This window comes from Actinoplanes flavus, assembly GCF_017592555.1.
GTDB lineage: Bacteria > Actinomycetota > Actinomycetes > Mycobacteriales > Micromonosporaceae > Actinoplanes > Actinoplanes flavus.
The window spans coordinates 379166-402494 of record NZ_JAGFNS010000003.1 but is presented as its reverse complement, the minus strand read 5'-3'; the positions used below and the strand labels follow the sequence as shown (position 1 = coordinate 402494).

Genomic DNA, 23329 nt, shown 5'->3' with positions numbered 1-23329 from the left:
CGGGACGGCGTCGTTCGCGGTCGGGGACGGGCGGTCCCGTACCGGAAACGGGTTTTCAATACCAGATGGCGATGCGGCTGCCGTTCTCCTCTTCCGGGGGGCTGGGGTGGCTGAGCGCCGTGCCGGTGGCGACCCGATGGGCGGTCCACGCGACGGCGGCCGCGTCCAGGACGTCGTCGGGTGGCGCCTGACCGGCCGGGCCGAGGCGTTCCGGCAGGACGATGCCGTTGCGGGCGAGGAGTTCGCGGCGGCGGGCCTGGCCGCTCCATGTCTTTTTGGCGTGGGGGAGTGGCTCGCCGGCCATGGTCCGGAAGGACAGCTCCGGGTGGGCCTCGAAGAGCAGGCCGGGATGGCGTTCCCAGATGGCGTTGGCCTCGAGCAGCTTGGGGCGCAGGGCCCAGGACTGGCGGCTCAGGCCGGCCCCGGTCAGCTCGCGGCAGAGGCGGTTCGCCGAGGTGAAGTCGGTTTCCTGCCAGACGGCGCGCGGTGGCACCCGGAAGACGCTGCCGCGGCGTGGCCCGAGCTGGTCGGCGGCGAGGGTGTCGGCGGCGCGCCAGCGGTCCGCGAGCATGCCGAGGGGGATGTCCACGCCGATGACGGCGGCGCCGGAGCTGCCGGCGACGATCTCGTAGAGGGTGGCGGCCAGCACCGCCCGCCCGAAGGCGCCGTCGCGCAATTCGACGCCGACCCAGCCGAGCGCGTACGCGTCGACCCCGATGACGTGAATGCTCATCGATGCGGCAGCAGCTTCTCGATCGTCGCGATCAGCTCGCCGTCGTCCGGCGTGGTGCCGGGGGCGAAGCGGGCGGCGACCGTCCCGTCCGGGGCGACCACGAACTTTTCGAAGTTCCACTCGATGTCGCCGCCGTCACCGATCAGCTCCCGGTAGAGGGGGTGCCGACCCGGTCCGTTGACCTCGACCTTCTCGGTCACCGGGAAGGTGACGCCGTAGTCGACCCGGCAGAACTGCTCGATCTGGTCCGCGGTGCCTGGCTCCTGACCGCCGAACTGGTTGCAGGGGACGCCGACCAGCACCAGGCCACGGTCGCGATAGGTTTCGTAGAGTTTCTGCAATGCGCTGTACTGCGGGGTCAGGCCGCAGCGAGAGGCCACATTGACCACCAGCACGACCGATCCGCGGTAACGGTCCAATTCGGTCGCGCCACCGGTGAGGGCGCCAATGCTGACGTCGAAGATGGTCATGACGGAAGACTACTGGGTGTGTCCGCTTGATTGCATCCCGTCGTGGCCCAAGTCCCGATGTTAAAGAACCCTTAAAGGTGTTCACCTGGCTTGACTGTTGTTAATCGATGTGACTACGGTCTCTTCATCCAATTCTTTGGAAAGTTTCCTAACTGTTGAGGAGACATCCCCGTGCACAAAACCACCCGCCGGGCTCTGTTCGCCGGCGCGGTCGTGACCGCGGCGAGCGTCGCGGTTCCGGTCGTGTCGGCGTCAGCGGCCACCGCATGTGCCCCCGCATGGTCTTCTTCCGCCGTTTACGTCAAGGGCAACGTCGCCTCGCAGAACGGCCACAACTACACCGCCAAGTGGTGGACCCAGAACGAGTCCCCGGCCACCAACAGCACCGAGTGGGCGGTCTGGACCGACAGCGGCGTCTGTGAGGGTGGCACCACCCCGACCACGCCCCCGACCACCACGCCCACCACCACCCCGACGACACCGCCGACCACGCCGCCCACCACCAGCCCGACGGTGAACCCCGGCTCCAAGTGGGTCGTCGGCTACTTCGCCGAGTGGGGCGTCTACGGCCGCGGCTACCACGTCAAGAACATCGACACGTCCGGCTCGGCGTCCAAGATGACCCACATCCTGTACGCGTTCGCCAACACCACCGGCGGCCGGTGCTCGATCGGTGACTCCTACGCCGACTACGAGAAGGCGTACACCGCGGCGGAGAGCGTCGACGGCGTCGCGGACACCTGGGACCAGCCGCTGCGTGGCTCGTTCAACCAGCTCCGCAAGCTCAAGAAGAAGTACCCGCACCTCAAGGTGATCTACTCGGTCGGCGGCTGGACCTGGTCCGGCGGCTTCACCCAGGCGGCCGCGAACCCGACCGCCTTCGCCGACAGCTGCTACAACCTGGTCGAGGACCCGCGCTGGGCGGACGTCTTCGACGGCATCGACATCGACTGGGAGTACCCGAACGCCTGTGGTCTCTCCTGCGACGCCAGCGGCCCGCAGGCGTACGCCAACGTGCTGACCGCGCTGCGCAACAAGTTCGGCAGCAACAACCTGATCACCTCGGCGATCTCCGCCGACGGCAGCAACGGCGGCAAGCTCGACGTCGCCGACTACGCGGCCGGCATCGCGAAGCTCGACAAGGTCTTCCCGATGACCTACGACTACTTCGGCGCGTTCAACGCCCAGGGCCCGACCGCCCCGCACTCGCCGCTGACCTCGTACACCGGCATCCCGCAGGCCGGCTTCAACTCCGACGCCGCCGTGCAGAAGCTCAAGAGCAAGGGCGTCCCGGCCAGCAAGATCCTGCTGGGCATCGGCTTCTACGGCCGTGGCTGGACCGGCGTCACCCAGGCCGCCCCCGGCGGTACGGCGACCGGCGCGGCGACCGGCACCTACGAGGCCGGCATCGAGGACTACAAGGTCCTGAAGACCAAGTGCCCGGCCACCGGCACGGTCGGCGGTACGGCGTACGCGTACTGCGGCAACAACTGGTGGGGCTACGACACCCCGTCGACCATCGCCGGCAAGCTGACCTACGCGAAGAACCAGGGCCTCGGCGGCGCGTTCTTCTGGGAGCTCTCCGGTGACACCACCAACGGCGAGCTGATCACCGCCATCAAGAACAACCTGTAATCCGTCTCGTGAGGGGGGCACCGGGCGCAGGCCCGGTGCCCCCCTTCCGTACGCTTTCCGGCATGCGCCGTGAGTGGCATCAGCTCAGTCATCCCGGGGTGGGCAACCCGGCCTTCCAGACGTCCCGCCCGTCCACCGACTCCGCCGAGGACGAGGCGCTCGGCCTCGACCACTGGCGGTCCCTGCCGCGGGTGCAGATGCCGCCCTGGCCGGACATGGGCGAGGTCGCCGAGGTCTGCAAGGTCCTCGACAACGTGCCGTCGATCGTCGCGCCGTACGAGGTCGACCAGCTCCGGCACCGGCTCGCCGAGGTCTGCGAGGGACGGGCGTTCCTGCTCCAGGGCGGCGACTGCGCCGAGACGTTCGCGGACAACACCGAGAGCCACCTGCTCGCCAACGCGCGCACCCTGCTCCAGATGGCGGTGGTGCTGACCTACGGCGCCTCGATGCCGGTGGTGAAGGTGGCCCGGGTCGCCGGGCAGTACACCAAGCCGCGCTCGTCGCTGACCGACTCGCTGGGCCTGCCCGCCTACCGGGGCGACCTGATCAACTCGCTGGACGCGAACGAGGCGGCCCGCGTCGCCGACCCGCAGCGCATGATCCGGGCGTACGCGAACTCCGCCGCCGCCATGAACATGCTCCGGGCATATCTTTCGGGTGGTCTCGCCGACCTGCACGGGCTGCACGACTGGAACAAGGACTTCGTCCGCGCCTCCCCGGCCGGCGAGCGCTACGAGGCGATCGCCCGCGAGATCGACCGCGCCCTCGACTTCATCCGCGCCTGCGGCATGACCGACAACGAGGCGCTGCGCACGGTCAGCCTCTACTGCTCGCACGAGGCCCTCGCCCTGGAGTACGACCGGGCGCTCACCCGGGTCTCCAACGGCAAGGCCTACGGGTTGTCCGGCCACTTCCTGTGGATCGGCGAGCGCACCCGCCAGCTCGACCACGCGCACATCGACTTCATCAGCCGCATCGCCAACCCGATCGGCGTCAAGATCGGCCCCGGCACGTCGCCGGAGACCGCCATCGAGCTGTGCGAGAAGCTGAACCCGGAGAATGTCCCGGGCCGGCTCACCCTGATCAGCCGGATGGGCAACGGCAAGGTCCGTGACGTGCTGCCGCCCATCGTGGAGAAGGTGCACGCCTCCGGCGCCAAGGTCGTCTGGCAGTGCGACCCGATGCACGGCAACACCCACGAGTCGTCGAACGGCTACAAGACCCGCCACTTCGACCGGGTCGTCGACGAGGTGCTCGGCTACTTCGAGGTGCACCGCGGCCTCGGCACCCACCCGGGCGGCATCCACATCGAGCTGACCGGCGAGGACGTCACCGAGTGCCTCGGCGGCGCCCAGGGCATCGAGGACCTCGACCTGCCCGACCGCTACGAGACCGCCTGCGACCCGCGCCTCAACACGCAGCAGAGCCTGGAGCTGGCGTTCCTCGTCGCCGAGATGCTCCGTGGCTGACCTGCGTTCGGACACCGTCACCCGACCCACCAGGGGCATGCGGGAGGCGATGGCGAAGGCCGCGGTCGGCGACGACGTGTTCGGCGACGACCCCACGGTCAACGCGTTCGAGGCGTACGTGGCCGAGCTGTTCGGGCACGAGGCGGCGCTGTTCACGCCGTCCGGCACGATGGCCAACCAGATCGCGCTGCAACTCGTCGTCCCGGCCGGCGGCGAGCTGCTGGCCGGCGCGGACGCGCACGTGGTCACCTACGAGCTGGGCGGCGCCGCGCTCTACGGCGGCATCTCCACGCGCACCTGGGGCTCGGAGGGCGCCGCCCTGGACGTCGAGCGGATCGCCGCGATGATCCGCCCGGCCGGCTACCCCTCGGTGCCGACCGCCGCGATCGCCGTCGAGCAGACCCACAACCTGGGCGGCGGCGGTGTCATCCCGCTCGCCACCTTGCAGCACCTGCGCGCGGTGGCCGACGCCCAGGGAGTGGCGCTGCACTGCGACGGCGCCCGGATCTGGCACGCGCACGTCGCCGACGGGGTGACCCTCGCCGAGTACGGCGCCCTCTTCGACACCCTGTCGGTCTGCCTCTCCAAGGGTCTGGGCGCGCCGGTCGGGTCGCTGGTGATCGGCAGCCGGGAGCGGATCACCCGGGCCCGGCTGATCCGCAAGCGGATGGGCGGCGGCATGCGGCAGGTGGGCATTCTGGCGGCCGCCGGCCGGTACGCGCTCGACCACCACATCCAGCGGCTCACCGAGGACCACGAGCGCGCCCGGATCATCGCCGAGGCCCTCGCCCCCTACGGCGTGGTCGACCCGGAACAGGTGCGCACGAACCTGGTCCCCCTGGATCTGTCGAAGCACGATCTGGACGCGCCCACGCTGACCGCGCGGGCCGCCGAGCGTGGCGTCCTGATCTCGGCCATGCTGCCGCGGGTGGCCCGCCTCGTCACCCACCTGGATCTGGACGACGCGTCGATGGATCAGACCATCGAGGTCCTCAGCGAGCTGCTGGCCTGACGAACCGCCGCGATCCAGCCGCGGATCACCGGATGGGGGTCCGACCCGTCTCCGGCCAGTTCCGGCTGGAAGAGAGTGGCCAGGAAGAACGGGTGGCCGGGTAGCTCGGCCACCCGAACCTCCCCGGACTCGTCATGCCCGGTGAACAGCATCCCGTGCTCGGCCAGCAGCGCCTGGTGGGATGGGTCGAGGCCGTAGCCGCAGTGGTAGCGCTCCACCGTCCGGGAGGTGCCGAGCAACCGCTCGATCAGTGAGCCGGGCGCCAGGTCGACGGCCGCCTCGTGGCCGACCAGCGAGCAGGTCAGCTCGACGATCAGGTCGTCGTCGCCGGCAGCGCCGTACTCAGCGTGCTGGGCTTCGGTGAAACCGCAGACGTCGCGGGCGAACTCGAGCATCGCGTGCTGGAAGCCGCCGCACGTCCCGAGGAATGGCTTGTTCCCGGTCCGGGCGACCCGCGCCGCGGTGAGCGCCCCCGGCACGCTCCGGTACGGACTGCCCGGCACCAGCCAGATCCCGTCGTAACCGGCCAGCGCCTCCGGATCCTCGGCGTCGGGCGTCGGCATCCAGAACACGTCGAAGTCCTCCTCGTCGCGGAGGACGTCGAGCAGGGCGGGAATGCGGGTGTGCGCGCGAACGGCCGGTGACCGGTCGCCGACCAGGGCGATTGTTCTCATGGACCCAGCCTCCCGCTCAAACGAGATCAGGTCCAACGATCGTTGGTGAAAGCCGCATTAGCATCGCTGATGTGGACCCTCATCTGCTGCGCACCTTCGTGACCGTCGCGGAGACCGGGTCGTTCTCGGCCGCCGCCGAGCGACTCAACTTCACCCAGTCCGCGGTCTCCCAACAGATCGCCGCCCTGGAGGCCGACCTCGGCACCCCGCTGCTGACCCGCCGCCCGGTGGCCCTCACCCCGGCCGGGGAACGCCTGCACCGGCACGCCACGCTGATCCTGGTCCGGCTGGAGGCGGCCCGCGCCGACGTGACCCGGGCGGTCGCCCCGCCCGGCCGGCTGATCGTCGGGATCACCCCGCTCGCCTGGACACGCCGGGTGGCCGCCGCGCTGACCCGGATCCGCGCCGAGCCGGGCCGGCTGCGCAGCCGGGTGCTGGTCGCCGGCCGGGATCGGATCGTCGCCGCCGTCGCCACCGGCGAACTCGACCTCGCCCTCGTCGACGGTTTCACGGCGCCGAGCGACCCGCTGCCGCTGCCGGAGGCGGGCGCCGTCGGCATCACCGAGGACACCGCCGTCGTCGCCGTTCCGGCCGGGCATCCGCTGGCCCGCCGTGCCACGGTGAACCTGGCGGACCTGGTCGACGCGTACTGGATCGATGCGCCCGAGGTGACGCCGTTCGCCCGGCTTCCCGTCGACGGCCTCCAGGTCGGGCTGCGCTACGACGGCGCCGACGTGGCGATCCTGCGTGGCCTGATCGCGGCCGGGCACGGGCTGGCGGTGCTGCCGGCCACGGCGATCGGGGAGCTCACCGGGATCCCGGTGCTCCAGTTGACGCACCGGGTGGAGTTGCTGCGCGGGCCGGGGGCCGAGGCGCCGGCGGCCCGCCTCAGCGAGCTTCTCGCAGCCCTTTGAGCAGGGCGATGTCGGCCGCGTGCCCCTCGTGCTCGACGGTCGGCGTCTCCACGATGATCGGCACCCCGGCGGTGGCCGGATGCGCGAACAGCTCCGCGAACGGCGCCGACCCGATCCGGCCCGCGCCGATCGTCTCGTGCCGGTCCCGGGTCGAGCCGCACTCGTCCTTCGAGTCGTTGGCGTGGATCAGCTGCAGCCGGTCCGGCCCCACCGCGGCGAGCAGCGCGTCCAGGGTCGCCGTCATGCCGCCCGGGGTGGCCAGGTCGTGCCCGGCCGCCCAGGCGTGGCAGGTGTCGAAGCAGACGCCCATCCACGGGTGGTTCTCCACCGCCGCGAGGTAGGGCTCCAGATCCTGCACCTTCGACGCCAGGCTGCGCCCGCCGCCCGCGCTCGGCTCCACCAGCAGCCGGGGCAGACCCTCGGCGGACGCCCGGTCGAGCAGCGGCAGCAGCGCCTCGCGCAGTTGGTGCAGCGCCTTGCCGGCGTGCGACTCGTCGACCGAGCTGCCGGCGTGGTAGACGACCGCGGTCGCACCGATCGCCTTACCGCGCAGCAGGGCGTGCTCCAGCGTGGCGACCGACCGCTCCACCGTCAGCTCGGTCGGCGAACCCAGGTTCACCAGCAGCGACGCGTGAATGTACGCGGGCAGGTCCCGCTCGCCGATCCCGTCCCGGAACAGGGTGTCCTGCTTCGGGTCGCCGGCCGGCAGCGCCCAGCCACGGGAGTTGGAGACGTACACCTGAAGGGTTTCCGAGCCCGCCGCGTCGACGTAGGGGAGGGCGGCCTTGGCCAGCCCTCCCGACGTCTTCGTGTGCGAACCGATCCGATGGCTCACAGGAAGCAAGTCAGCTGCACCACACTGTTCGGCGGGACCGGAGTGCCACCCGGCGGGTTCTGCTGCCGGACCGTGGCGTTCGGGTCGATGTTGATCTGTACCTGGAAGCCCGAGGCCACCAGTGTGGCCTGCGCCTGCTGGCACGGCTGGTTCGTCAGGTCGGGCAGGACGATCTGGTCGGGACCCTTGCTCACCTGCAGGGTGACCTTGGTGTTCTTCTCCGCGCCGGTGCCGGCCTTGGGGCTCTGCCCGATCACCGTGTCGGCGGGTTCCTCGCTCTCCACCGTCTCCTCGGCGGCCTGCAGGCCCCGCTGCGCCAGGATCGTCCGGGCGTTGTTGATGTTCTCGCCGACCAGGTTGGGCACCGTGATCGGCGCCTTGCCCTTGCTCAGCACCAGCGTCACCGTCGAACCGGGCTTGAGTTCGGTGCCCGCCTTCGGGTCGGTGGAGACCACCACACCCTCCGGCGCGGTGTCGCTGTAGACCGCCTTGCCCTGCTTCACCTTCAGCTTCAGCGCCTCCAGCTCGGCCTTGGCATAGGTCAGCTCCTGACCCTCCAGCTCCGGAACCGGATGCACCTCGGGGCCCAGCGACAGGATCACCCGGATCGTGTCGCCCTTGACGATCTTCGAACCGGGCAGCGGGTCCTGCGTGACCACCGAACCCTTCGGCACGATCTCGTCGTACTGGCCGTCACCGAGGAACACCTCGAAACCCTGCTGCTTCGCGTACGCGACCGCCTGGTCCTGGCTCATCGTGAGCAGTTGCGGGGTCTCCACGTACCGCCCGGAGGTGACCCACCAGGTGCTGCCGATCACGACCAGCGCCATCAGGGCGACCAGCGCGGTCAGCATGACCCGGCGGCGGTCCTCGAAGAACCCGGCCAGACCGGCGGCGGGCGGGGCGTTCCGCCGGTGCGGCGCGCTGTTCCGGCCGCCCTGTTCCGGCAGCCGCGCCCAGGACGGGCGGTGCGACGCCTGATAGTTGCCACCCTGGACCGGCGGCACGACGGCCGTCGCGTCGGGCGCGGACACGGTGGGCACGATCGTGGTGGCGTCGGCGGCGCGGCCCGGGATCTGGCGCAGCATCGCCGTCTCCACGTGGGTGACGCCGAGGCCGTCGCGGGCCGTCTGCACCTCGCTCAGCAGGGCGCCGGCGTCGGTGGGCCGGGAGCCGGGGTCACGCCGGGTGGCCCGGGTGACGAGCTGGTCGAGGACCGGCGGCAGGCCCGGAACGATCGAGGACGGGGCCGGCACGTCGTTGTCCACGTGCTGCCAGGCCACCTCGATCGGTTCGGAGCCGTCGTACGGCACCCGGCCGGTGAGCATCTCGAAGAGCACGACGCCGGCCGAGTAGACGTCGGTACGCGCGTCCGCCTGACCGGTCTGCACCAGCTCCGGGGCCACGTAGGCCACGGTCGCCATGAGCTGCCCGGTGTCGTCGACGGTGCTCGCCTCGATGGCCCGCGCCAGACCGAAGTCGGCGACCTTGACCACGGCGTCCACCAGGTCCGCGGAACCGCCGCTGGGCGCCTCGGCGACCAGCACGTTCTCCGGCTTGACGTCGCGGTGCACCAGACCGGCGCGGTGCGCGGCGGCGATCGCGGCGAGCATCTGCTCGAGGATCGCGAGCGCCTCGACCGGCGTCAGCTTGACCCGCTGGCTGAGCAGCTCACGCAACGTCTTGCCCTGCACGAACTCCATCACCAGGTAGGGGAGACCCTGGTGGCGGCCCTGGTCGTAGACGGCCACGACGTTCGGGTGCGTGAGGCGGGCGATCGTCTTGGCCTCGTCGGTGAACCGGTCGACGAAGTGGACGTTGGTGGCCTGCGAGGGGTGGATGATTTTCAGTGCGACGGTGCGCTCGAGCCGCTCGTCGGTGGCGCGGTAGACGGTCGCCATGCCACCACGGGCGACGCGACCGGTGATCCGGTAGCGCCCGTCAATCGTTGTGCCGATCAACGTATCGGCGACTGTGGTGTCCATCGGCGTGAAGTGTATGTGTCTTTCCAGCGGGGGTGACCCAGGATGTCACAGCTGAGTCCAAACGGGTACCTAGACCGGTGTGACCAGCACTTCAGTGACGCCAGCGGCGGTGGCGGCGATCACCGGAGCCGCTTGGCCGGCTGATGTCCGGGGTGGGGGACACGCTTTCGCTCGGCGACGGGGAGACTGAAATGTCCGGTTCGGCGGACGTCGCCGAGGGCGCGGCGGTAGGTGTCGGGGCCGGTGGCGTCTCGCAGTCACAGCCCGGTGCGGAGGTCCGCGCGACGGCCGGCGGCCGGGTGGTGGGTGCGGTCGTCCGCGCCGGGCTCGAAACGGGATCCGGGGTGGTCTTCGTGACGACCCGCGGCCGTCGCTCCCGGGCCACCGGCACGGCGCCCATCCCGGCCACCCCGCCCACCGGTTCCGCCTCGTCCGGCAGCGGCGCCGCGACCGCCGGCGGCATGCTCGCCCGATCGTCCATCCGCCCGGCGAACGTCGTGGTGGCGACCAGATAGGACCCGGCCGCGCCGGTCAGCCCGAGCGCACAGAACGTGGTAACCGCGACAAATCGCCGTGGGGGCCGGGCATCGGTCCGTCGCGGTCCCTCCGGCAGATCCACGAGGGACTCCGGAAAGGTGGACATCCCGGTCGAGGTGACGTCCGGGCGCTGCTCCCCGGCGGCCGGCCGGCGGCCCAGGTCGTAGCAGACCGAACGCCAGGCCCCGGCCATCTCCCCGCGGATGCTCCGCCACAGGCTCATCAACTGTCCTCCGATCTGTCTGGCACGCTGTACAGGTGACCGAACCCGTAACCACCGGCCCGGCCGGATGGATCACCCTGCCGGATGTGTCCGAAAAGCTTGGTGTGCCGATCAGTAAGGTGCACCAGCTGATCCGTGAGCGCGCGCTGCTCGCGGTCCGCCGGGACGGCATCCGGGTGGTGCCGGCCGAACTGGTCGCCAACGCGACCGTGCTCAAGCACCTGCCCGGCGTTCTGACCCTGCTGCATGACGCCGGGTACAACGACGAAGAAGCCCTCCGGTGGCTCTACGAACCGGACGAGGCCCTCGGCGGGAACGCCGCCACCGCCCTCGGCGGCCCGCTCGCCCGCGAGGCGAAGCGGCGCGCCCAGGCCCTCGGCTTCTGACCGGATGCGGCAGTTCGGCTACCTGTCCGTCCTGGCCGGGTGCCTGCTGGCGGCACTCTGGCTGGAGCCGATCCTCAAGGTCAACGTGCTTCGCCGCGGGCGCCGCCTGATCCTGACGATCCTGCCCGTGGCGGCGGTCTTCATCCTGTGGGATCTGGCCGCCATAGCCGCTGGGCATTGGACATTCGACCCGGAGCAGATCACCGGCGTTCACCTGCCCGGCGATCTGCCCCTGGACGAGGTGCTTTTCTTCCTGGTCGTGCCGTTGTGCGCCATTCTCGGCTTCGAGGCGGTCCGGGCCGTACTGCGCCGCCCGGCTGGAGACGAGGAATTGTGACATACACCACAGCAGCACTTCTCGGCGTCGTTGTCGTGGTGGCGATCGACCTGTTCGTCCTTCGTACCCGTTTAGTCACCCGTTTGGTGTTCTGGGCGACATACCCGATCATCTTCACGTTTCAGTTGATATCGAACGGCATTCTGACCGGGCGCGAGATCGTCGTCTACGACCCGGCGGCGATCATCGGCTGGCGCCTCGTCCACGCCCCGGTGGAAGACCTCCTCTTCGGCTTCGCCCTGGTCCTGCTCACCCTCTCCATCTGGATCACCCTGGGCCGCCGCGGCATCCAGCGCACCCCCGCGGCCGGCGACGGCAGCGCCCTGCTCCGCCGCCTTCGCAACTGAAAAATCACCATCAGGATGTCGCATCTCGGTGGTGGGTGCGGACCGCTGCTCTCCGAGTGCGCGTAACGCCCCGGCCGGATCAGCGGAGGGCGGCGCGGACCGCGACGGTGAGCTGCGCCAGCCCGACGAGCTGGAGAATCAGCCAGGCCGCGACGGTGACGGCGAGCACCGTGGTGACCCGGCCGGGGGCGACCACGGCGGCCGCCGAAGCGACGATCAATCCTGCGACGGTGACGGCGACGCGAGTGGGCCGTTCCCCGACCGTGACGACGCCGATGTCCGGCATGCCGGCGGCCGTGGCCCGCGCGCGAACGTACTCGTGCAGCCAACTCGCCGCCCCGGCGCCGACCGTGAGCCAGGCCGGTGCGCCCGCCAGCCAGAAGGCGGCCAGCCAGGCGGCCTCACCGATCCGGTCGGCGACCGAGTCGTACACGTATCCGGCCCGGCTGACCCGCCCGGTGATCACGGCGACCGCCCCGTCCAGCCCGTCCGCGACCGCCGCGACCAGCACCAGCGCGGCGCCGAACGCGAGACCGGGCGCCCCGGCCGGCGCGGCGAGCGGCACGGCCAGGCAGAACAGCACCCCGGCGAGGGTCACCGTGAACGGCGTGACCCGCCGGGCCCCGAGCCAGGACCCGATCCGGTACGCCAGCCGCACCCACCCACGCACCAGCACCGACGCCCGTCGCGGATCAAAGCCGCCGTGCAGCCCCGCCCACACCTCCGCGTACTGATCCCAGGTCACGGCGAACCCCCGAACCCCGGCTGGCTTCCAGCGCCGTCTCGCGGGCCCCGAGACAGCGTTGCCGGGCAGCTGGCCGCGGGCGACGGGGCGTGATGCCGGGGAACCGGGCGCACCGGTCAGGCGGCGGTCGCGACCTCGGCAGGGGCCAGCTGCTGCCAGACCTCCCGGGTCGCGGTGGACCGGTTCAGGGTGATGAAGTGGATCCCGGGAACACCCTCGTCCAGAAGCCGGGCACACATCTCCACGCACGTCTCGATGCCCAGCGCCCGCACCGCCTCCTCGTCCCCGGCGACCCGCTCGAACCGCTCGAGCAGAGCTGGCGGGAAGGCCGCGCCGGAGAGCTGGACGGACCGTTCGATGGTGGCCATCCGGGTCACCGGCATGACTCCGGCCACGATCGGGGTGTCGCTGCCCGAGGCCGCGACCCGATCGCGAAGACGTAGATAGTCCTCGGCGTCGAAGAACATCTGGGTGATCGCGAAATCCGCCCCGGCCCGGCATTTGCGGACGAAGTGCCGAGTGTCGCTCTCCACGTCGGCCGAGCGCGGGTGCTTGTAGGGGAACGCCGCCACCCCGACGCTGAAATCACCGGCCGCACGGATCAGGCGGACCAGGTCCTCCGCGTACAGGATCCCGTCGGGATGCCGCACCCACTCGCCCATCGGGTCGCCGGGCGGGTCGCCGCGAACCGCCAGGATGTTGCTGATGCCGGCACCCGCCAGCCGGCCGATGACGTTGCGCAACTCGGCGACGGAGTGGTTCACCGCGGTGAGGTGCGCCATCGGCAGCAGCGTCGTCTCGGTGGCGACACGTTCGGTGACGGCGACGGTGGTGTCCCGGGTGGTGCCGCCCGCCCCGTAGGTGATCGAGACGAAGCTGGGCCGCAGCGACTCCAGCTCCCGGATCGCCTGCCAGAGCAGCTGCTCACCGGCCGGCGTCTTCGGTGGGAAGAACTCGAACGAGAAGGTGGGCACCGGGCCGCGGATCAGCTCACCGACCGACGGCCCGCCGGGAAGCCGGGAGGGAAGTCCGAGAGACACGGTGAGCACTCTACCGGTCACACGGCCCTCGATGATCCGCCCGAACGTCCGGGCCGGTCACTCTAGGCGGTCTGATTTTTCCGGTACGCGAGGAAGCGTCCGCAATATCAGGTGCGCCGTTTCGCCGTACCCCGGGATCCGGGTGAGCCGTCGCGGCCGCGACGCGCGCTCCGGGCAGGTGACCGTCCGTGGCCGCGTGGGGCCGACCGGTGGATCACGGTGATACGACCGAACAGGGGGACGGACGACCAGATAGCGTCGACTCCGTGACGAACTCTCCGCTCGAGTCGGCCGGCCTGCGAACACGTGTCGACAAGGCGCTCTCCGGTTTCCTCGCCACCCAGCGCGCCCACCTGCTGGAGATCGACACGGCGCTGGCCGAGGTGGCGGACGCGGTGTCGGCGTTCGTGCTCGGTGGCGGCAAACGGCTGCGGCCGGCGTTCGCGTACTGGGGTTTCCGCGGCGCGGGCGGCGCCGACTCGGACGAGGTGGTGGCGGCCGTCTCGGCGCTGGAGCTGGTGCAGGCGAGCGCGCTGATCCACGACGACCTGATGGACCGGTCCGACACCCGGCGCGGGGAGCCGTCGGTGCACCGGCGGTTCGAGCTGCTGCACACGGCCGAGGGCTGGCGGGGCCCGGCGGCCGGGTTCGGTGACTCGGCGGCGGTGCTGCTCGGCGACCTGGCCATGGTCTGGTCCGACGAGCTGCTCCACTCGTCCGGGATGGCACTGGCCGACCTGGCCCGGGCGCGTCCGGTCTTCGACCAGATGCGGACCGAGGTGACCGTCGGCCAGTATCTGGACGTGCTCACCCAGGCGACCGGCGACACGTCCCTGGAACGCGCCGGCAAGGTGGCCCGTTTCAAATCGGCGAAGTACACGGTCGAACGCCCTCTGCTGCTGGGCGCGGCCCTGGCCGGCGGCGGCCCCGAGGTGTTCGCGTCGTACGCGGCGTTCGGCCTGCCGCTCGGCGAGGCCTTCCAGATGCGGGACGACGTCCTGGGCGTCTTCGGCGACCCGGTCCAGACCGGCAAACCGGCCGGCGACGACCTTCGCGAGGGCAAGCGAACCTATCTGGTGGCCGCGGCCTACCAGGCGGTGGACGAGGCCACCCGGCAGCACCTGGAGTCGGCCCTCGGCGACCCGGCCCTGGACGACACCGGCGTCGAACGCCTTCGGACGATCATCCGGGAAGCGGGCGCCCTGGCCGCCACCGAATCCCGGATCGAAACCCTGACCACCGAGGCCCTGACCGCCCTGGCCGAGGCCCCCATCGAGGACGAGGCCCGAACCGTCCTGCACGCCCTGGCCGAGGCCTCCACCCGCCGTTCCGTCTGACCGCAACACGCACCCCCCTCCGAGGCCCCGCTTGTCGGGGCCTCGCTGCGTTGCGGGATCTTTATTCGGTTGTCGGTGGTCGATGCCGCAGCCTATTTTTCTCCTCAGCGAATCCGTCGGGGTGGAGCGCCCTTGACCTGTGGATTCCCTATTGCGCAAACGATTTTCCGGGGGGTGACGAAATGAGTGCGGTTCTGGTTCTGAATGCCGACTGCGGGCCGCTGCACCGGGTCAGCCTCCGGCACGCGATCCGGATGTTGTTCCGCCAGGTCGCCGTGGTGCACGAGGCCCAGCCGGACACCCGGATCGGGGTCTACCCGGTGCCGACCGTGGTGCGGCTGGTCTCCTACGTGGTGACGCGGTGGCGGCGCGGGCGCGGGCCGGCGTGGTCGCGGGCCGGTGTGCTGCTGCGGGACGGGCGGAAGTGCGCCTACTGCGGTGACTCCGCCTCGACCATCGACCATGTCGTGCCCCGCTCGCGAGGTGGCCGCAACGAATGGCTGAACACCGTCGCGGCTTGCGGTCGCTGCAACAACCGCAAGCGCGACCGCACCCCCGCCGAGGCCCGCATGCCGCTCCGGGTGACCCCGTTCGCCCCGATCTGGGCGGTAACCCTCACCTGATCGCGGCGCCATCGGCAGTGCCAGACCTTCCCCTCAAGCGGCGGCCGGCGGGTTTACACGGGGACCCGCCGGCCGCCCACCCTTAGCAAGGCGCGTGCGGCTTTCTCCCGCCGAACGAGATGGTTTCGATTCCCCGCACAGGGCATCCCGCGGAAGCCCGTGCCGGGCGCCCCGCACATTCCGATTTCCGGCCAGGCGATCGCCGGGTTCGGTTAGCGTGACCCGTGGGCGCACGGTTGACGTCGCCGGCGCCACTCTTCTGCCCGGGTGCGGAGACGGTTGGGCCGCAGAGCCCGGGTCTGCGCCGCCGTTTCCGTCCGCGCGACCCTCTGCGCAGAGGGCTGAGCAGGCTGCGCTGATTCCGCGCGGCTCGACCTTCTCCATTCGGATTCTCTCCGCCCGTGCGGATCAGCACGCGCTGGAGGATTTCGCGCGGGATGCGGACTGATCATTCTATTCCATACCGAGATGTGCGTGTAGCTCATATCGGTACCGATCGGGAGGTTGACCATGGCAAGACGCAGGCTTGCCCGGAAGCTGGCCGTCCTCGGAGCCGCCGTTCTGGCCCTCGGCGCGGCGACCCTGGCCCGGCCGGCCCAGGCTGCCGGAAACGTGACCGCGGCGTTCAGCAAGGACAGCGACTGGGGTACCGGATACCAGGCGAAATACACCATCATCAACAGTACGCAGAGCGCCATCAGCAGCTGGACCGTGGCGTTCGACCTGCCGCCGGGACTGGGCCTGTCCAGTGCCTGGGACGCTCAGACCAGCGTCAGCGGCCAGCATGTCATCGCCCGGAACAAGGACTACAACGGTACGGTCCCGGCGGGCGGCAGCGTCTTCTTCGGGTTCGTGGTCTCCGGCGGCTCGGGTGCGCCGGTCAACTGCACCGTCAATGGCGTGTCCTGCGACGGTTCAGCGACGCCGTCGCCCACCGTGACGTCCTCGCCCACACCGTCGCCCACCGGGACGTCCTCGCCTACGCCCGCGCCCACCGTGACGTCCTCGCCCACACCGACGCCGACGCCGACCACGACGCCCACGCCATCGCCCACCCCGACCTTGACGCCGTCGCCTCCGAGCGGTCCCACACTGAGCGTGGCGCCGTACCTGGACATGGGCGCCTGGCCGACGCCGGTGCTGGCCGATGAGGCGACCGCGAGCACGCTGAAAAACTTCACCCTTGCCTTCATCACCTCCCCGGTCGGCTGCAAGGCGTCGTGGTTCAACGCCTACGACCCGCGCGAAGGTTGGTACCTGGACCAGATCGAGGCGCTGCGGGAGTCGGGCGGCGAAGTCAAGATCTCGTTCGGCGGGGCGACGGGCGCCGAACTCGCACAGCCGTGCACCGACGTGAGCGCCCTGGTCGCCGAATATCAGGCGGTGATCAGCACCTACGGGTTGAAGTACATCGACTTCGACATCGAGGGTGCCGCGGTGGCGGAGCCCGCTTCGATCGCGCGCCGCTCGCAGGCGATGGCGCTGCTGCAGGCCGGCAATCCGGACCTGAAAGTCTCGTTGACCCTGCCGGTGCTGCCGACCGGCCTGGACCACAACGGCCTCAACGTCGTGCGGTCCGCACGTGACGCCGGGGTGAGCCTGGACGTGGTCAACCTCATGGCGATGGACTACTACCAGAGCGGCGACTACGGCGCTTTCGCGCAGCAGGCCGCGCAGGGCACCTACAACCAACTCGCCGCGCTCTACCCGAGCATGAGCAGCGCCGAGCTGTGGCGCATGATCGGCGTCACGCCGATGCTCGGCGTGAACGACGACAACGGCGTCTTCGATCAGTCGGACGCCCGTGACCTGGTCGAGTTCGCCCAGCGAAACCGCCTCGGTGAGCTCTCCTTCTGGGAGATGACCCGGGACCGCAACGCCTGCACGGGCGCGCTGTTCCAGTGCACGAACATCACCCAGCAGCCGTACGAGTTCAGCAAGATCTTCGCCGAGTTCACCGGCTGATCTGAGTCCTGTGGAGCGAGTCGCCCGGTGCGCTGCCGGGCGACTCGCGTATCCGGCTCGGCGGCCCGGCTATGAGGCGGTGATCCGATCCCAGGGCTCAGCCGGCTCGGCGCTTCGGCGGGGCCCCGCCCCACGGCGGGAACGATCGCGCTCCAGCCACCACTCGGCGATGAGCAGTGGAATGGTCCACCCGAGCCAGGCCGTCGCGGCCGAGGCCACCCATGCCAGGAGTCCTTCATCCCCGTGGAAGGTCGTCTCCAGCTGTGGCATCAGGCCTATCACGAAGATCGCGCCCCAGATACGGTTGGTGATGATCGAGGCGGTGAGAGCGAAGCTGCGGATCATCCACCGGCGGTGCTCGCCGAACCGGCGTCGGCGGGCGGCCTGCCAGCCTTTCACGGTCACGTAGAGCCAGACTGCCGCGAGCAGCACATTGCTGGCCCGGGTGGCCGGTCCGAACGGGGTGAGCGAGCCGATCGTGAGGGCCGCGACACCGGCGGGCAGGACGCCACCGAACACGTAGACCCGGCCGAGCCGCCGGTGTGCGACCGGATGCCGGCGGCGGAACCATGGCCAGATCTGGAAGACCGAACTGATCAGAGCCACGCTGCCGAACAGCACGTGCGGCACGAGCAGCCAGAAGTGCGCGACGCCGAGCTCCGGTGGCTGCGGGACGCGGGATCGCGCCGGGTCGAAGCTCAGATACGGCGGGATCGAGAAGGCCACGAAGATCACCACGATCGCCGCGAAAGGAACGATCCACGGGCGCTGCCACCATCGAGTCACGTCACGCTCCTAACTGCGTATGTGATACGCATAGAGCGTATGCCATACGCAATAAACGGGGAAGTGCCTAGGATGAGTCCGTGCCGATGGAGATTCCCCGTACGCTCAAGGTCCTCTGGGGTCTGGAGGAGCGCCGCAACCGCGGCCCGCAGCCGGCGTTGACCCTGGACCGGATCGTCGCCACCGCGATCGAGATCGCTGACCACGACGGCCTCGCGGCGCTCTCCATGGCACGTCTCGCCGAGCGTCTCGGCAGTGCGCCGATGTCCCTCTACCGGCACGTGGCCAGCAAGGACGAACTGCTCGTCTTCATGCAGGACGCCGCACCGGGCGAGCCGCCGACGCTGCCGCCCGGATGGCGCGTCGGTCTCGGGACGTGGGCCCGGGGATTGCAGGCGGTCTTCCACCGCCATCCGTGGATCCTCCATGCCTCGGCCGGCCGCCCACCACTCGAACCCGGTCAGCTCGCCTGGCTGGACCGCGGCCTGTCAGCCTTCGACGGCACACCGCTCACCAGCCACGAGCGCCTCCAAGCGGTCATGGCGACCCTCTACTACGTGCGCGGCGAGGCGCAGATCATGGCGGTCCTGCTCACCGGTGAGGCGGACGTGACCGAGGACGCCTACGGCGCTCTGATCGGCAGCCTGGTGACCGCTGACCGGTTCCCGGCACTGGCCGCCGCGATCGCCGACGGCGTGTTCGCCCCGGAAGCCGAGGACGTCACCTTCGAGACCGGTCTGTCTCGTCTCTTCGACGGCATCGAACTCCTCATGTCGGCAAGGAACTGACGGCGGAATGGCAGATCTGGAACGGTTGCGCCAGATCCCGGCCCGGCGCGCGAATCTCGACGCGGACGAGTTGGAGCTGATCGACCGTGCCAGGCGTGCCGGTGCCACCTGGCCGGAGATCGCCGAGGCGCTCGGCCTGACCAGCCGTCAAGCTGCGGAGCAACGCCGGCACCGCTTGGCACAGGCTGCGGAGCGTGCTTCCCGCCCGCATCGTGCCGAGCTGGATCAGGGATACGGCGACACCGCCCCCGAGCTGCGCAGACGTGCCATAGAACTGCACCGGCGAATCGGCGCTGATCGCCGCTGGGACGCCCGCTTCCCGCGTGCCGCGCTGGTCCGCGAAACCCTGTTCGCCGCCCCCGACGCGCCTCCCGGCGCCCTTTACGACCTGGTCGCCGCCGTCCTGGAGGACCTGGCGGATCCCGGCGTCCCCGATTTCCCCGCCCCACTGCGCGCGGCGGTCGACCGTTTGCGAGCGGCCGGGATCAGAGGACCGCGATCTGCTTGAGGTAGGCGGTCACGTCGGCCGGGTCCCGGGTTACGCAGCCGATGTAGTTGTCCGGCCGGACCAGCACCAGTGTCGGCTCGTCGATGTCGTAAGCGCGGGCCGCGTACCCCTTGGGGTCTTGAAGGTGATGGATCGGGACCGTGAACTCCGGCAGTGGCCCGGCCCAATCGAAGGCCAGGAGCGTGGCATGGGGGCCGCGCAGCAGATCGAAGACGCGGCCCTCGGCGAGAGGGGAGTCCGGCGCGCGGTCGCCGGCTCGCACCGCGCCCGGCTCGGGCCGGTGCTCGGCCGCCAGCGTGCCGCCCCGATAGTTGAGCGAGAGCTGCCGCAGCACCGGATCGTCGCGGCGCATTGCATCCGCCGAGCCCTCGACGTGGCCGCGGTGCAGCCGGGTGCTGATGCCGAGGACGTCTGCCGCGACCGGCAGGCGCTCCTCCTCATAGGTGTCGAGCACACGGTCGTCACCCGTCGCGATCTTCCAACCCAGGTTGTACGCGTCCTGGATTCCCGTGTTGAGCCCCTGCCCACCGGCCGGTGAATGCACATGCGCGGCATCGCCGGCCAGGAACACGTCGCCCACCCGGAAGCGGGACACCATCCGGATGTTGGCCCGGAACTCGGACCGCCAGCCCACCTCAGTGACCGTGATCGACGGGTCGACCGAGGCGACCAGCTGCCCGGCGGAGAGACTGGTGGGTGGAGCCGTGAGCTGGAACCAGTCACCGCCCGGCAGCGGACACAACCCGAGCCGGAACGACCCGCGCTCGGAGCCCGGCCAGACATGCCAGTGATCGCGGTCGAGGCCGGTCAACCGGACGTCGGCGATCATCAGCCGCTCCTCCTCGTGGGTCTCGCCCTCGAACTCCACGCCGAGCGCCCGCCGCACCGTGCTCCGCCCGCCGTCGGCGCCCACCACATAGCGCGCCCGCACCACCTCGCCGGTGCTGAGCGTGACCCGGACCCCGCCCTCCTCCTGCTCCAGCTCGGTGACACCCACCCCGAACTCGACCGGGATCCCCTCGGCGAGCAACTCGGAGGTGCGCCACTGCGGGACCATCCACAGGTTGGGCCAGGGCACGGAGGGGGTCGGCTCGTGCAACTCGTCGAGCCGGAAATCGTGATGGCCACCGGGCATGTGAGCGCGCAGCGACGGATAGTCGGCGCCGGCGGCCAGGAACCGGTCGATCAGCCCGAGATCGTCGAGGACCTCCAGCGTGCGTGGCTGCAGCCCCTTGCCGCGGGACCCGTCGAAGGGCCGCTCCGACCGCTCGACGATCCGGTAGGGCACGCCGTGCCGGGAGAGCTGGCGCGCGAGGGTGAGCCCGGTCGGCCCGGCGCCCACGATCATGGTGAATCGAGATTCAGTGAACATGAATTCACCATAGGGCACTGCTAATCTCCCGGTCAAGGAGGTTCGGATGGCGGCAGTGGGGATGCGCAAGCAGCAGGCGGCGCAGACCGAGGCGGAGCTCAAGGCGGCCGCGATCCGGGTCTTCGAGCGGGTCGGCTATCTGAACGCCAAGATCACCGACATCACGACCGAGGCGGGCCGGGCGACCGGCTCCTTCTACAAGCACTTCGCGAGCAAGGAGGCGCTGCTCGAGGCGCTGCTCGCCGACCTGCTCGCCGAGGGCGACGAGAGTGCCGAGCTGGAGGGCCATCTCGACGACTTCCGGGATCGCGCGGCGGTCCGCTGGCACGTCTCGGCCTACTGGCACTTCCACCGCCGCCATCGCCCGCTCATGGTCGCGCTGCAGCAGGCGGCCATCGTCGACGAGGGCTTCGCCCGCCGCAGCCAGGAACTGCTCGAACCGGACCTGCACCACATCGCCGACCACATGCGCGGCCTCGATCTGCCCGGTGATCCGCTGGTGGCGGCCTCGCTGTTCACCACGACGCTGTCCGGTTTCGCCGCCACCTACCTCGGCGGCCACGGCCGCGCTCCCGAAGTCTCCGACGACGAGGCGATCGAGACGCTGACCTCTTTCCTCCACGCCGGCCTCGGCGGTGGCCCGAGCTGATCATCGCGGGTGCGGGCGGGCGGTCACGGCGGCCTCGGCGACGGCGCGAGCTGATCATTGCGGGTACGTCTTGCGGGTGCGGGCCGGGGCGGTCATGCCGGCCTCGGCGGCGACGCGGGCTGAGCAGCCCGGTCCGGCTTCCTTCCCGGTACGCTCCGCGCGCCCCGCGGCCACGCAAGTGCCCGGAGGAGGGCGGCTCAGCGTGGTCGAAGGCCCGCGAACACCACCGCCAGGGTCCGCTCCCGCAACTCCGCGTCCCACCCGCCGTGCAGCGCCCCGTGGGTGACGCTGACCAGCAAGGCCATCACCTCGGGTAGCTCCACCGAGGGTGACACCGTCCCGGCCGCCTGCGCCTCGCTCAGCAGCCCGCCGACGGCTTCGCTGAGATGGCCGACCGCCTCGGGCAGGCGGACGGCTGTCCCGCCGCTCTCGAGCAGGCCGACGACCGTCCGCTTGTAGGACGCCTGGGCGGTCAGCTCGGTGAAGAACTCGAACAGCCCCTCCCCGCCACCGCGCTCGCCGGCCGACTCGATCAGCTCGGCCAGCAGCCGCTTCATGATCGCGCCGAGCAGGTCGCCCTTGGTGGGGAAGTGCCGGAACACCGTGCCGATCGCGACGCCCGCCCGCCGCGCCACCTCCTCGGTCGAGGCGCCCGGCCCGGTCTCGGTGAACACCTCCTCGGCGGCGACCAGGATGCGGATCCGGTTGCGCTGGGCGTCGGCGCGCAGCGGAGGGCCGCCGGCCGGCCGCGAAGAAACCTCTTCCAAAATGAGTCTCCACTCATTATCCTGGACCTCAAGTCGAGTGCCTACTCATCTTATCGGGAGGATCGCTGTGACACCGACCGAGATCTTCGACAGCATGCGTTCCCGCTGGCTCGCCGACCAGCCGACCTACGATCCCGACCTGCTCGCCGACGACGTGGTGGTCGAGGTGCCGTTCGCCGCCCCGGGCCGGCCGGTGCGGACCGAGGGCAAGCAGCGGGTGCTGGAGTTCACGCGGGCGGGCCGGGCGTCGTTCCCGGTGCGCTTCGACGACTGCCGCGACGTGGTGATCCACCAGACCGCGGACCCAGAGGTGATCGTCGTTGAGTACGAGTTGGCCGGCACTCACACCGGGACCGGGGTGACCGCGTCGGCGCCTTTCATCGGGGTGCTCCGGACCAGGGGCGGCAAACTAGCCCACTGGCGGGAGTATCAGCACACCATGGCCATCGTCCAGGCTCTCGGCCAGGCGTAGGCCTCGATCGGGATCAGCGGCCTGATGGCGATGAAGGCCAGGGGCACGAGCTGGTGGCCCCAGCGTTTGCCCAGGCTCTCGGTCAGGTGTAGGCCTCGATCAGGATCAGTGACCCGATGGCGATGAAGACCAGCGGCACGAGCCAGTGGCCCCAGCGCTCGACCACCGCGATCACCTTGCGGTGCGAGCCGAGCAGTGATCCGGTCAGGCACCACACCGCCACGAGGATGGCGAAGACGACGAGGTAGACGACGATCTCGCCCACGCTGGACGTCCGGAAGAGGGGTGTGTAGACGGCGATGTTGTCGGCGCCGTTGGCGATCGTGATGGCGGCGATGGGCAGCGGGCCGGCGGCGGCGATCGGCGGCTCGCCGTCGGAGCCGTCGCGGAGGGCGCCGATGAGGCCTTTGACGCCGAGGGCGATGGGCAGCAGGCCGAGGAGGCCGATCCAGCGGTCCGGGACGAGGGCCAGGCCGAGCGCGGCGAGCAGCGAGACGCCCACCAGGGTGGCGATGCCGAGGTATTGACCGGCCCAGATCTGCCAGGGCCGGGGCTTGCCGGAGGCCCGGGCGGAGAGGAAGAGAACCGTCAGGACGATGAGGTCGTCGACGTTCGTGCCCACGAAGACGCCCACGGCGGCCAGTACCGAACCCACGCCGGGATCCTAGGGCGCGCCGAGAGGGGCAGAAGAAACGGATGCCCGGCACGACGCTGTGCCGG

The 23329-nt window shown here is 70.5% G+C and carries 26 protein-coding genes; 14 read left to right on the top strand and 12 right to left on the bottom strand.

Annotated features, from left to right (window positions below; translation table 11 throughout):
• Positions 1 to 55: 55 nt before the first annotated feature.
• Positions 56 to 733, bottom strand: a complete 678-nt coding sequence (locus tag J5X75_RS07115) for a DUF429 domain-containing protein (RefSeq protein WP_208466466.1) — start codon at positions 731 to 733, stop codon at positions 56 to 58.
• Positions 730 to 1203, bottom strand: a complete 474-nt coding sequence (locus tag J5X75_RS07110) for a glutathione peroxidase (RefSeq protein WP_208466465.1) — start codon at positions 1201 to 1203, stop codon at positions 730 to 732. Before J5X75_RS07110 ends, J5X75_RS07115 begins: the two co-directional genes overlap by 4 nt.
• Positions 1204 to 1374: 171 nt before the next feature.
• Between J5X75_RS07110 and J5X75_RS07105 the strand changes: the two genes are divergently transcribed.
• The 3 genes from J5X75_RS07105 (at position 1375) to J5X75_RS07095 (ending at position 5319) form a co-directional block, all read left to right on the top strand.
• Positions 1375 to 2838, top strand: coding sequence for a glycosyl hydrolase family 18 protein (locus J5X75_RS07105; protein WP_208466464.1), 1464 nt, complete (start codon positions 1375 to 1377; stop codon positions 2836 to 2838).
• A 62-nt stretch (positions 2839 to 2900) separates the two neighbouring features.
• Complete coding sequence (locus tag J5X75_RS07100) at positions 2901 to 4307, top strand: class II 3-deoxy-7-phosphoheptulonate synthase (RefSeq protein WP_208466463.1); 1407 nt, start codon at positions 2901 to 2903, stop codon at positions 4305 to 4307.
• Positions 4300 to 5319 (top strand): threonine aldolase family protein, encoded by a 1020-nt coding sequence (locus J5X75_RS07095; protein WP_208466462.1) that lies wholly within the window; start codon positions 4300 to 4302, stop codon positions 5317 to 5319. The genes J5X75_RS07100 and J5X75_RS07095 overlap by 8 nt, the downstream gene beginning before the upstream one ends.
• Here the strand turns inward: J5X75_RS07095 and J5X75_RS07090 are convergent.
• Positions 5283 to 5993, bottom strand: coding sequence for a CTP synthase C-terminal region-related (seleno)protein (locus J5X75_RS07090; protein ID WP_208466461.1), 711 nt, complete (start codon positions 5991 to 5993; stop codon positions 5283 to 5285). The genes J5X75_RS07095 and J5X75_RS07090 overlap by 37 nt on opposite strands.
• Positions 5994 to 6064: 71 nt before the next feature.
• Between J5X75_RS07090 and J5X75_RS07085 the strand changes: the two genes are divergently transcribed.
• On the top strand, positions 6065 to 6907 hold the full coding sequence (locus J5X75_RS07085; protein ID WP_208466460.1) for a LysR family transcriptional regulator: 843 nt from the start codon (positions 6065 to 6067) through the stop codon (positions 6905 to 6907).
• Here J5X75_RS07085 and J5X75_RS07080 read toward each other — a convergent pair.
• From J5X75_RS07080 to J5X75_RS07070, 3 genes are all read right to left on the bottom strand, one after another.
• The gene (locus J5X75_RS07080; protein ID WP_372450847.1) at positions 6882 to 7742 is read right to left on the bottom strand and encodes a deoxyribonuclease IV; all 861 of its coding nucleotides are present in this window, start codon (positions 7740 to 7742) and stop codon (positions 6882 to 6884) included. The genes J5X75_RS07085 and J5X75_RS07080 overlap by 26 nt on opposite strands.
• Positions 7739 to 9727, bottom strand: coding sequence for a Stk1 family PASTA domain-containing Ser/Thr kinase (gene pknB / locus J5X75_RS07075; protein WP_208466459.1), 1989 nt, complete (start codon positions 9725 to 9727; stop codon positions 7739 to 7741). Before pknB ends, J5X75_RS07080 begins: the two co-directional genes overlap by 4 nt.
• A gap of 91 nt (positions 9728 to 9818) precedes the next feature.
• A complete protein-coding gene (locus tag J5X75_RS07070; RefSeq protein WP_208466458.1) occupies positions 9819 to 10487 on the bottom strand; it encodes a hypothetical protein in 669 nt (222 codons plus the stop codon).
• Positions 10488 to 10522: 35 nt separating this feature from the next.
• On the opposite strand from J5X75_RS07070, the gene J5X75_RS07065 reads away from it, so the two are divergent.
• The 3 genes from J5X75_RS07065 to J5X75_RS07055 are packed head-to-tail and all read left to right on the top strand — an operon-like array spanning position 10523 to position 11557.
• Complete coding sequence (locus J5X75_RS07065; RefSeq protein WP_208466457.1) at positions 10523 to 10873, top strand: Rv2175c family DNA-binding protein; 351 nt, start codon at positions 10523 to 10525, stop codon at positions 10871 to 10873.
• A gap of 4 nt (positions 10874 to 10877) precedes the next feature.
• Positions 10878 to 11210, top strand: a complete 333-nt coding sequence (locus J5X75_RS07060) for a lycopene cyclase domain-containing protein (protein ID WP_188121739.1) — start codon at positions 10878 to 10880, stop codon at positions 11208 to 11210.
• Complete coding sequence (locus J5X75_RS07055; protein WP_208466456.1) at positions 11207 to 11557, top strand: lycopene cyclase domain-containing protein; 351 nt, start codon at positions 11207 to 11209, stop codon at positions 11555 to 11557. Before J5X75_RS07060 ends, J5X75_RS07055 begins: the two co-directional genes overlap by 4 nt.
• A 79-nt stretch (positions 11558 to 11636) precedes the next feature.
• On the opposite strand, the gene J5X75_RS07050 is transcribed toward J5X75_RS07055, so the two are convergent.
• Together J5X75_RS07050 and metF are read right to left on the bottom strand one after the other, a co-directional pair.
• A complete protein-coding gene (locus tag J5X75_RS07050; protein ID WP_208466455.1) occupies positions 11637 to 12302 on the bottom strand; it encodes a CDP-alcohol phosphatidyltransferase family protein in 666 nt (221 codons plus the stop codon).
• A gap of 116 nt (positions 12303 to 12418) precedes the next feature.
• Positions 12419 to 13342 (bottom strand): methylenetetrahydrofolate reductase [NAD(P)H], encoded by a 924-nt coding sequence (gene metF / locus J5X75_RS07045; protein WP_208466454.1) that lies wholly within the window; start codon positions 13340 to 13342, stop codon positions 12419 to 12421.
• Positions 13343 to 13608: 266 nt separating this feature from the next.
• Between metF and J5X75_RS07040 the strand changes: the two genes are divergently transcribed.
• The 3 genes from J5X75_RS07040 to J5X75_RS07030 all read left to right on the top strand — a co-directional run bounded on the left by J5X75_RS07040 (position 13609) and on the right by J5X75_RS07030 (position 17267).
• Positions 13609 to 14679, top strand: a complete 1071-nt coding sequence (locus J5X75_RS07040; RefSeq protein WP_208466453.1) for a polyprenyl synthetase family protein — start codon at positions 13609 to 13611, stop codon at positions 14677 to 14679.
• A 182-nt stretch (positions 14680 to 14861) separates the two neighbouring features.
• A complete protein-coding gene (locus tag J5X75_RS07035; RefSeq protein WP_208466452.1) occupies positions 14862 to 15302 on the top strand; it encodes an HNH endonuclease in 441 nt (146 codons plus the stop codon).
• A gap of 510 nt (positions 15303 to 15812) precedes the next feature.
• Entirely contained in the window at positions 15813 to 17267 is a 1455-nt protein-coding gene (locus tag J5X75_RS07030) for a glycoside hydrolase family 18 protein (protein WP_208466451.1), read from the top strand.
• 69 nt (positions 17268 to 17336) lie between these two features.
• Here J5X75_RS07030 and J5X75_RS07025 read toward each other — a convergent pair whose 3' ends face one another.
• Positions 17337 to 18053, bottom strand: coding sequence for a DUF2306 domain-containing protein (locus J5X75_RS07025; protein WP_208466450.1), 717 nt, complete (start codon positions 18051 to 18053; stop codon positions 17337 to 17339).
• An 86-nt stretch (positions 18054 to 18139) separates the two neighbouring features.
• Between J5X75_RS07025 and J5X75_RS07020 the strand changes: the two genes are divergently transcribed.
• Together J5X75_RS07020 and J5X75_RS07015 are read left to right on the top strand one after the other, a co-directional pair.
• Positions 18140 to 18841 (top strand): TetR/AcrR family transcriptional regulator, encoded by a 702-nt coding sequence (locus J5X75_RS07020; protein ID WP_238487499.1) that lies wholly within the window; start codon positions 18140 to 18142, stop codon positions 18839 to 18841.
• Positions 18842 to 18848: 7 nt separating this feature from the next.
• A complete protein-coding gene (locus J5X75_RS07015; protein ID WP_208466448.1) occupies positions 18849 to 19349 on the top strand; it encodes a hypothetical protein in 501 nt (166 codons plus the stop codon).
• On the opposite strand, the gene J5X75_RS07010 is transcribed toward J5X75_RS07015, so the two are convergent.
• On the bottom strand, positions 19327 to 20721 hold the full coding sequence (locus J5X75_RS07010; protein ID WP_208466447.1) for an FAD-dependent monooxygenase: 1395 nt from the start codon (positions 20719 to 20721) through the stop codon (positions 19327 to 19329). The two genes, J5X75_RS07015 and J5X75_RS07010, sit on opposite strands and share 23 nt — an antisense overlap.
• 46 nt (positions 20722 to 20767) lie before the next feature.
• Here J5X75_RS07010 and J5X75_RS07005 point away from each other — a divergent pair, with 46 nt between their 5' ends.
• Positions 20768 to 21370, top strand: a complete 603-nt coding sequence (locus tag J5X75_RS07005; RefSeq protein WP_238487412.1) for a TetR/AcrR family transcriptional regulator — start codon at positions 20768 to 20770, stop codon at positions 21368 to 21370.
• Between the two features lie 197 nt (positions 21371 to 21567).
• On the opposite strand, the gene J5X75_RS07000 is transcribed toward J5X75_RS07005, so the two are convergent.
• Positions 21568 to 22137, bottom strand: coding sequence for a TetR/AcrR family transcriptional regulator (locus J5X75_RS07000; RefSeq protein ID WP_238487411.1), 570 nt, complete (start codon positions 22135 to 22137; stop codon positions 21568 to 21570).
• Positions 22138 to 22204: 67 nt separating this feature from the next.
• On the opposite strand from J5X75_RS07000, the gene J5X75_RS06995 reads away from it, so the two are divergent.
• Positions 22205 to 22609 (top strand): nuclear transport factor 2 family protein, encoded by a 405-nt coding sequence (locus tag J5X75_RS06995; protein ID WP_208466446.1) that lies wholly within the window; start codon positions 22205 to 22207, stop codon positions 22607 to 22609.
• An 82-nt stretch (positions 22610 to 22691) separates the two neighbouring features.
• On the opposite strand, the gene J5X75_RS06990 is transcribed toward J5X75_RS06995, so the two are convergent.
• A complete protein-coding gene (locus J5X75_RS06990) occupies positions 22692 to 23264 on the bottom strand; it encodes a cadmium resistance transporter (RefSeq protein WP_208466445.1) in 573 nt (190 codons plus the stop codon).
• Positions 23265 to 23329: the final 65 nt, after the last annotated feature.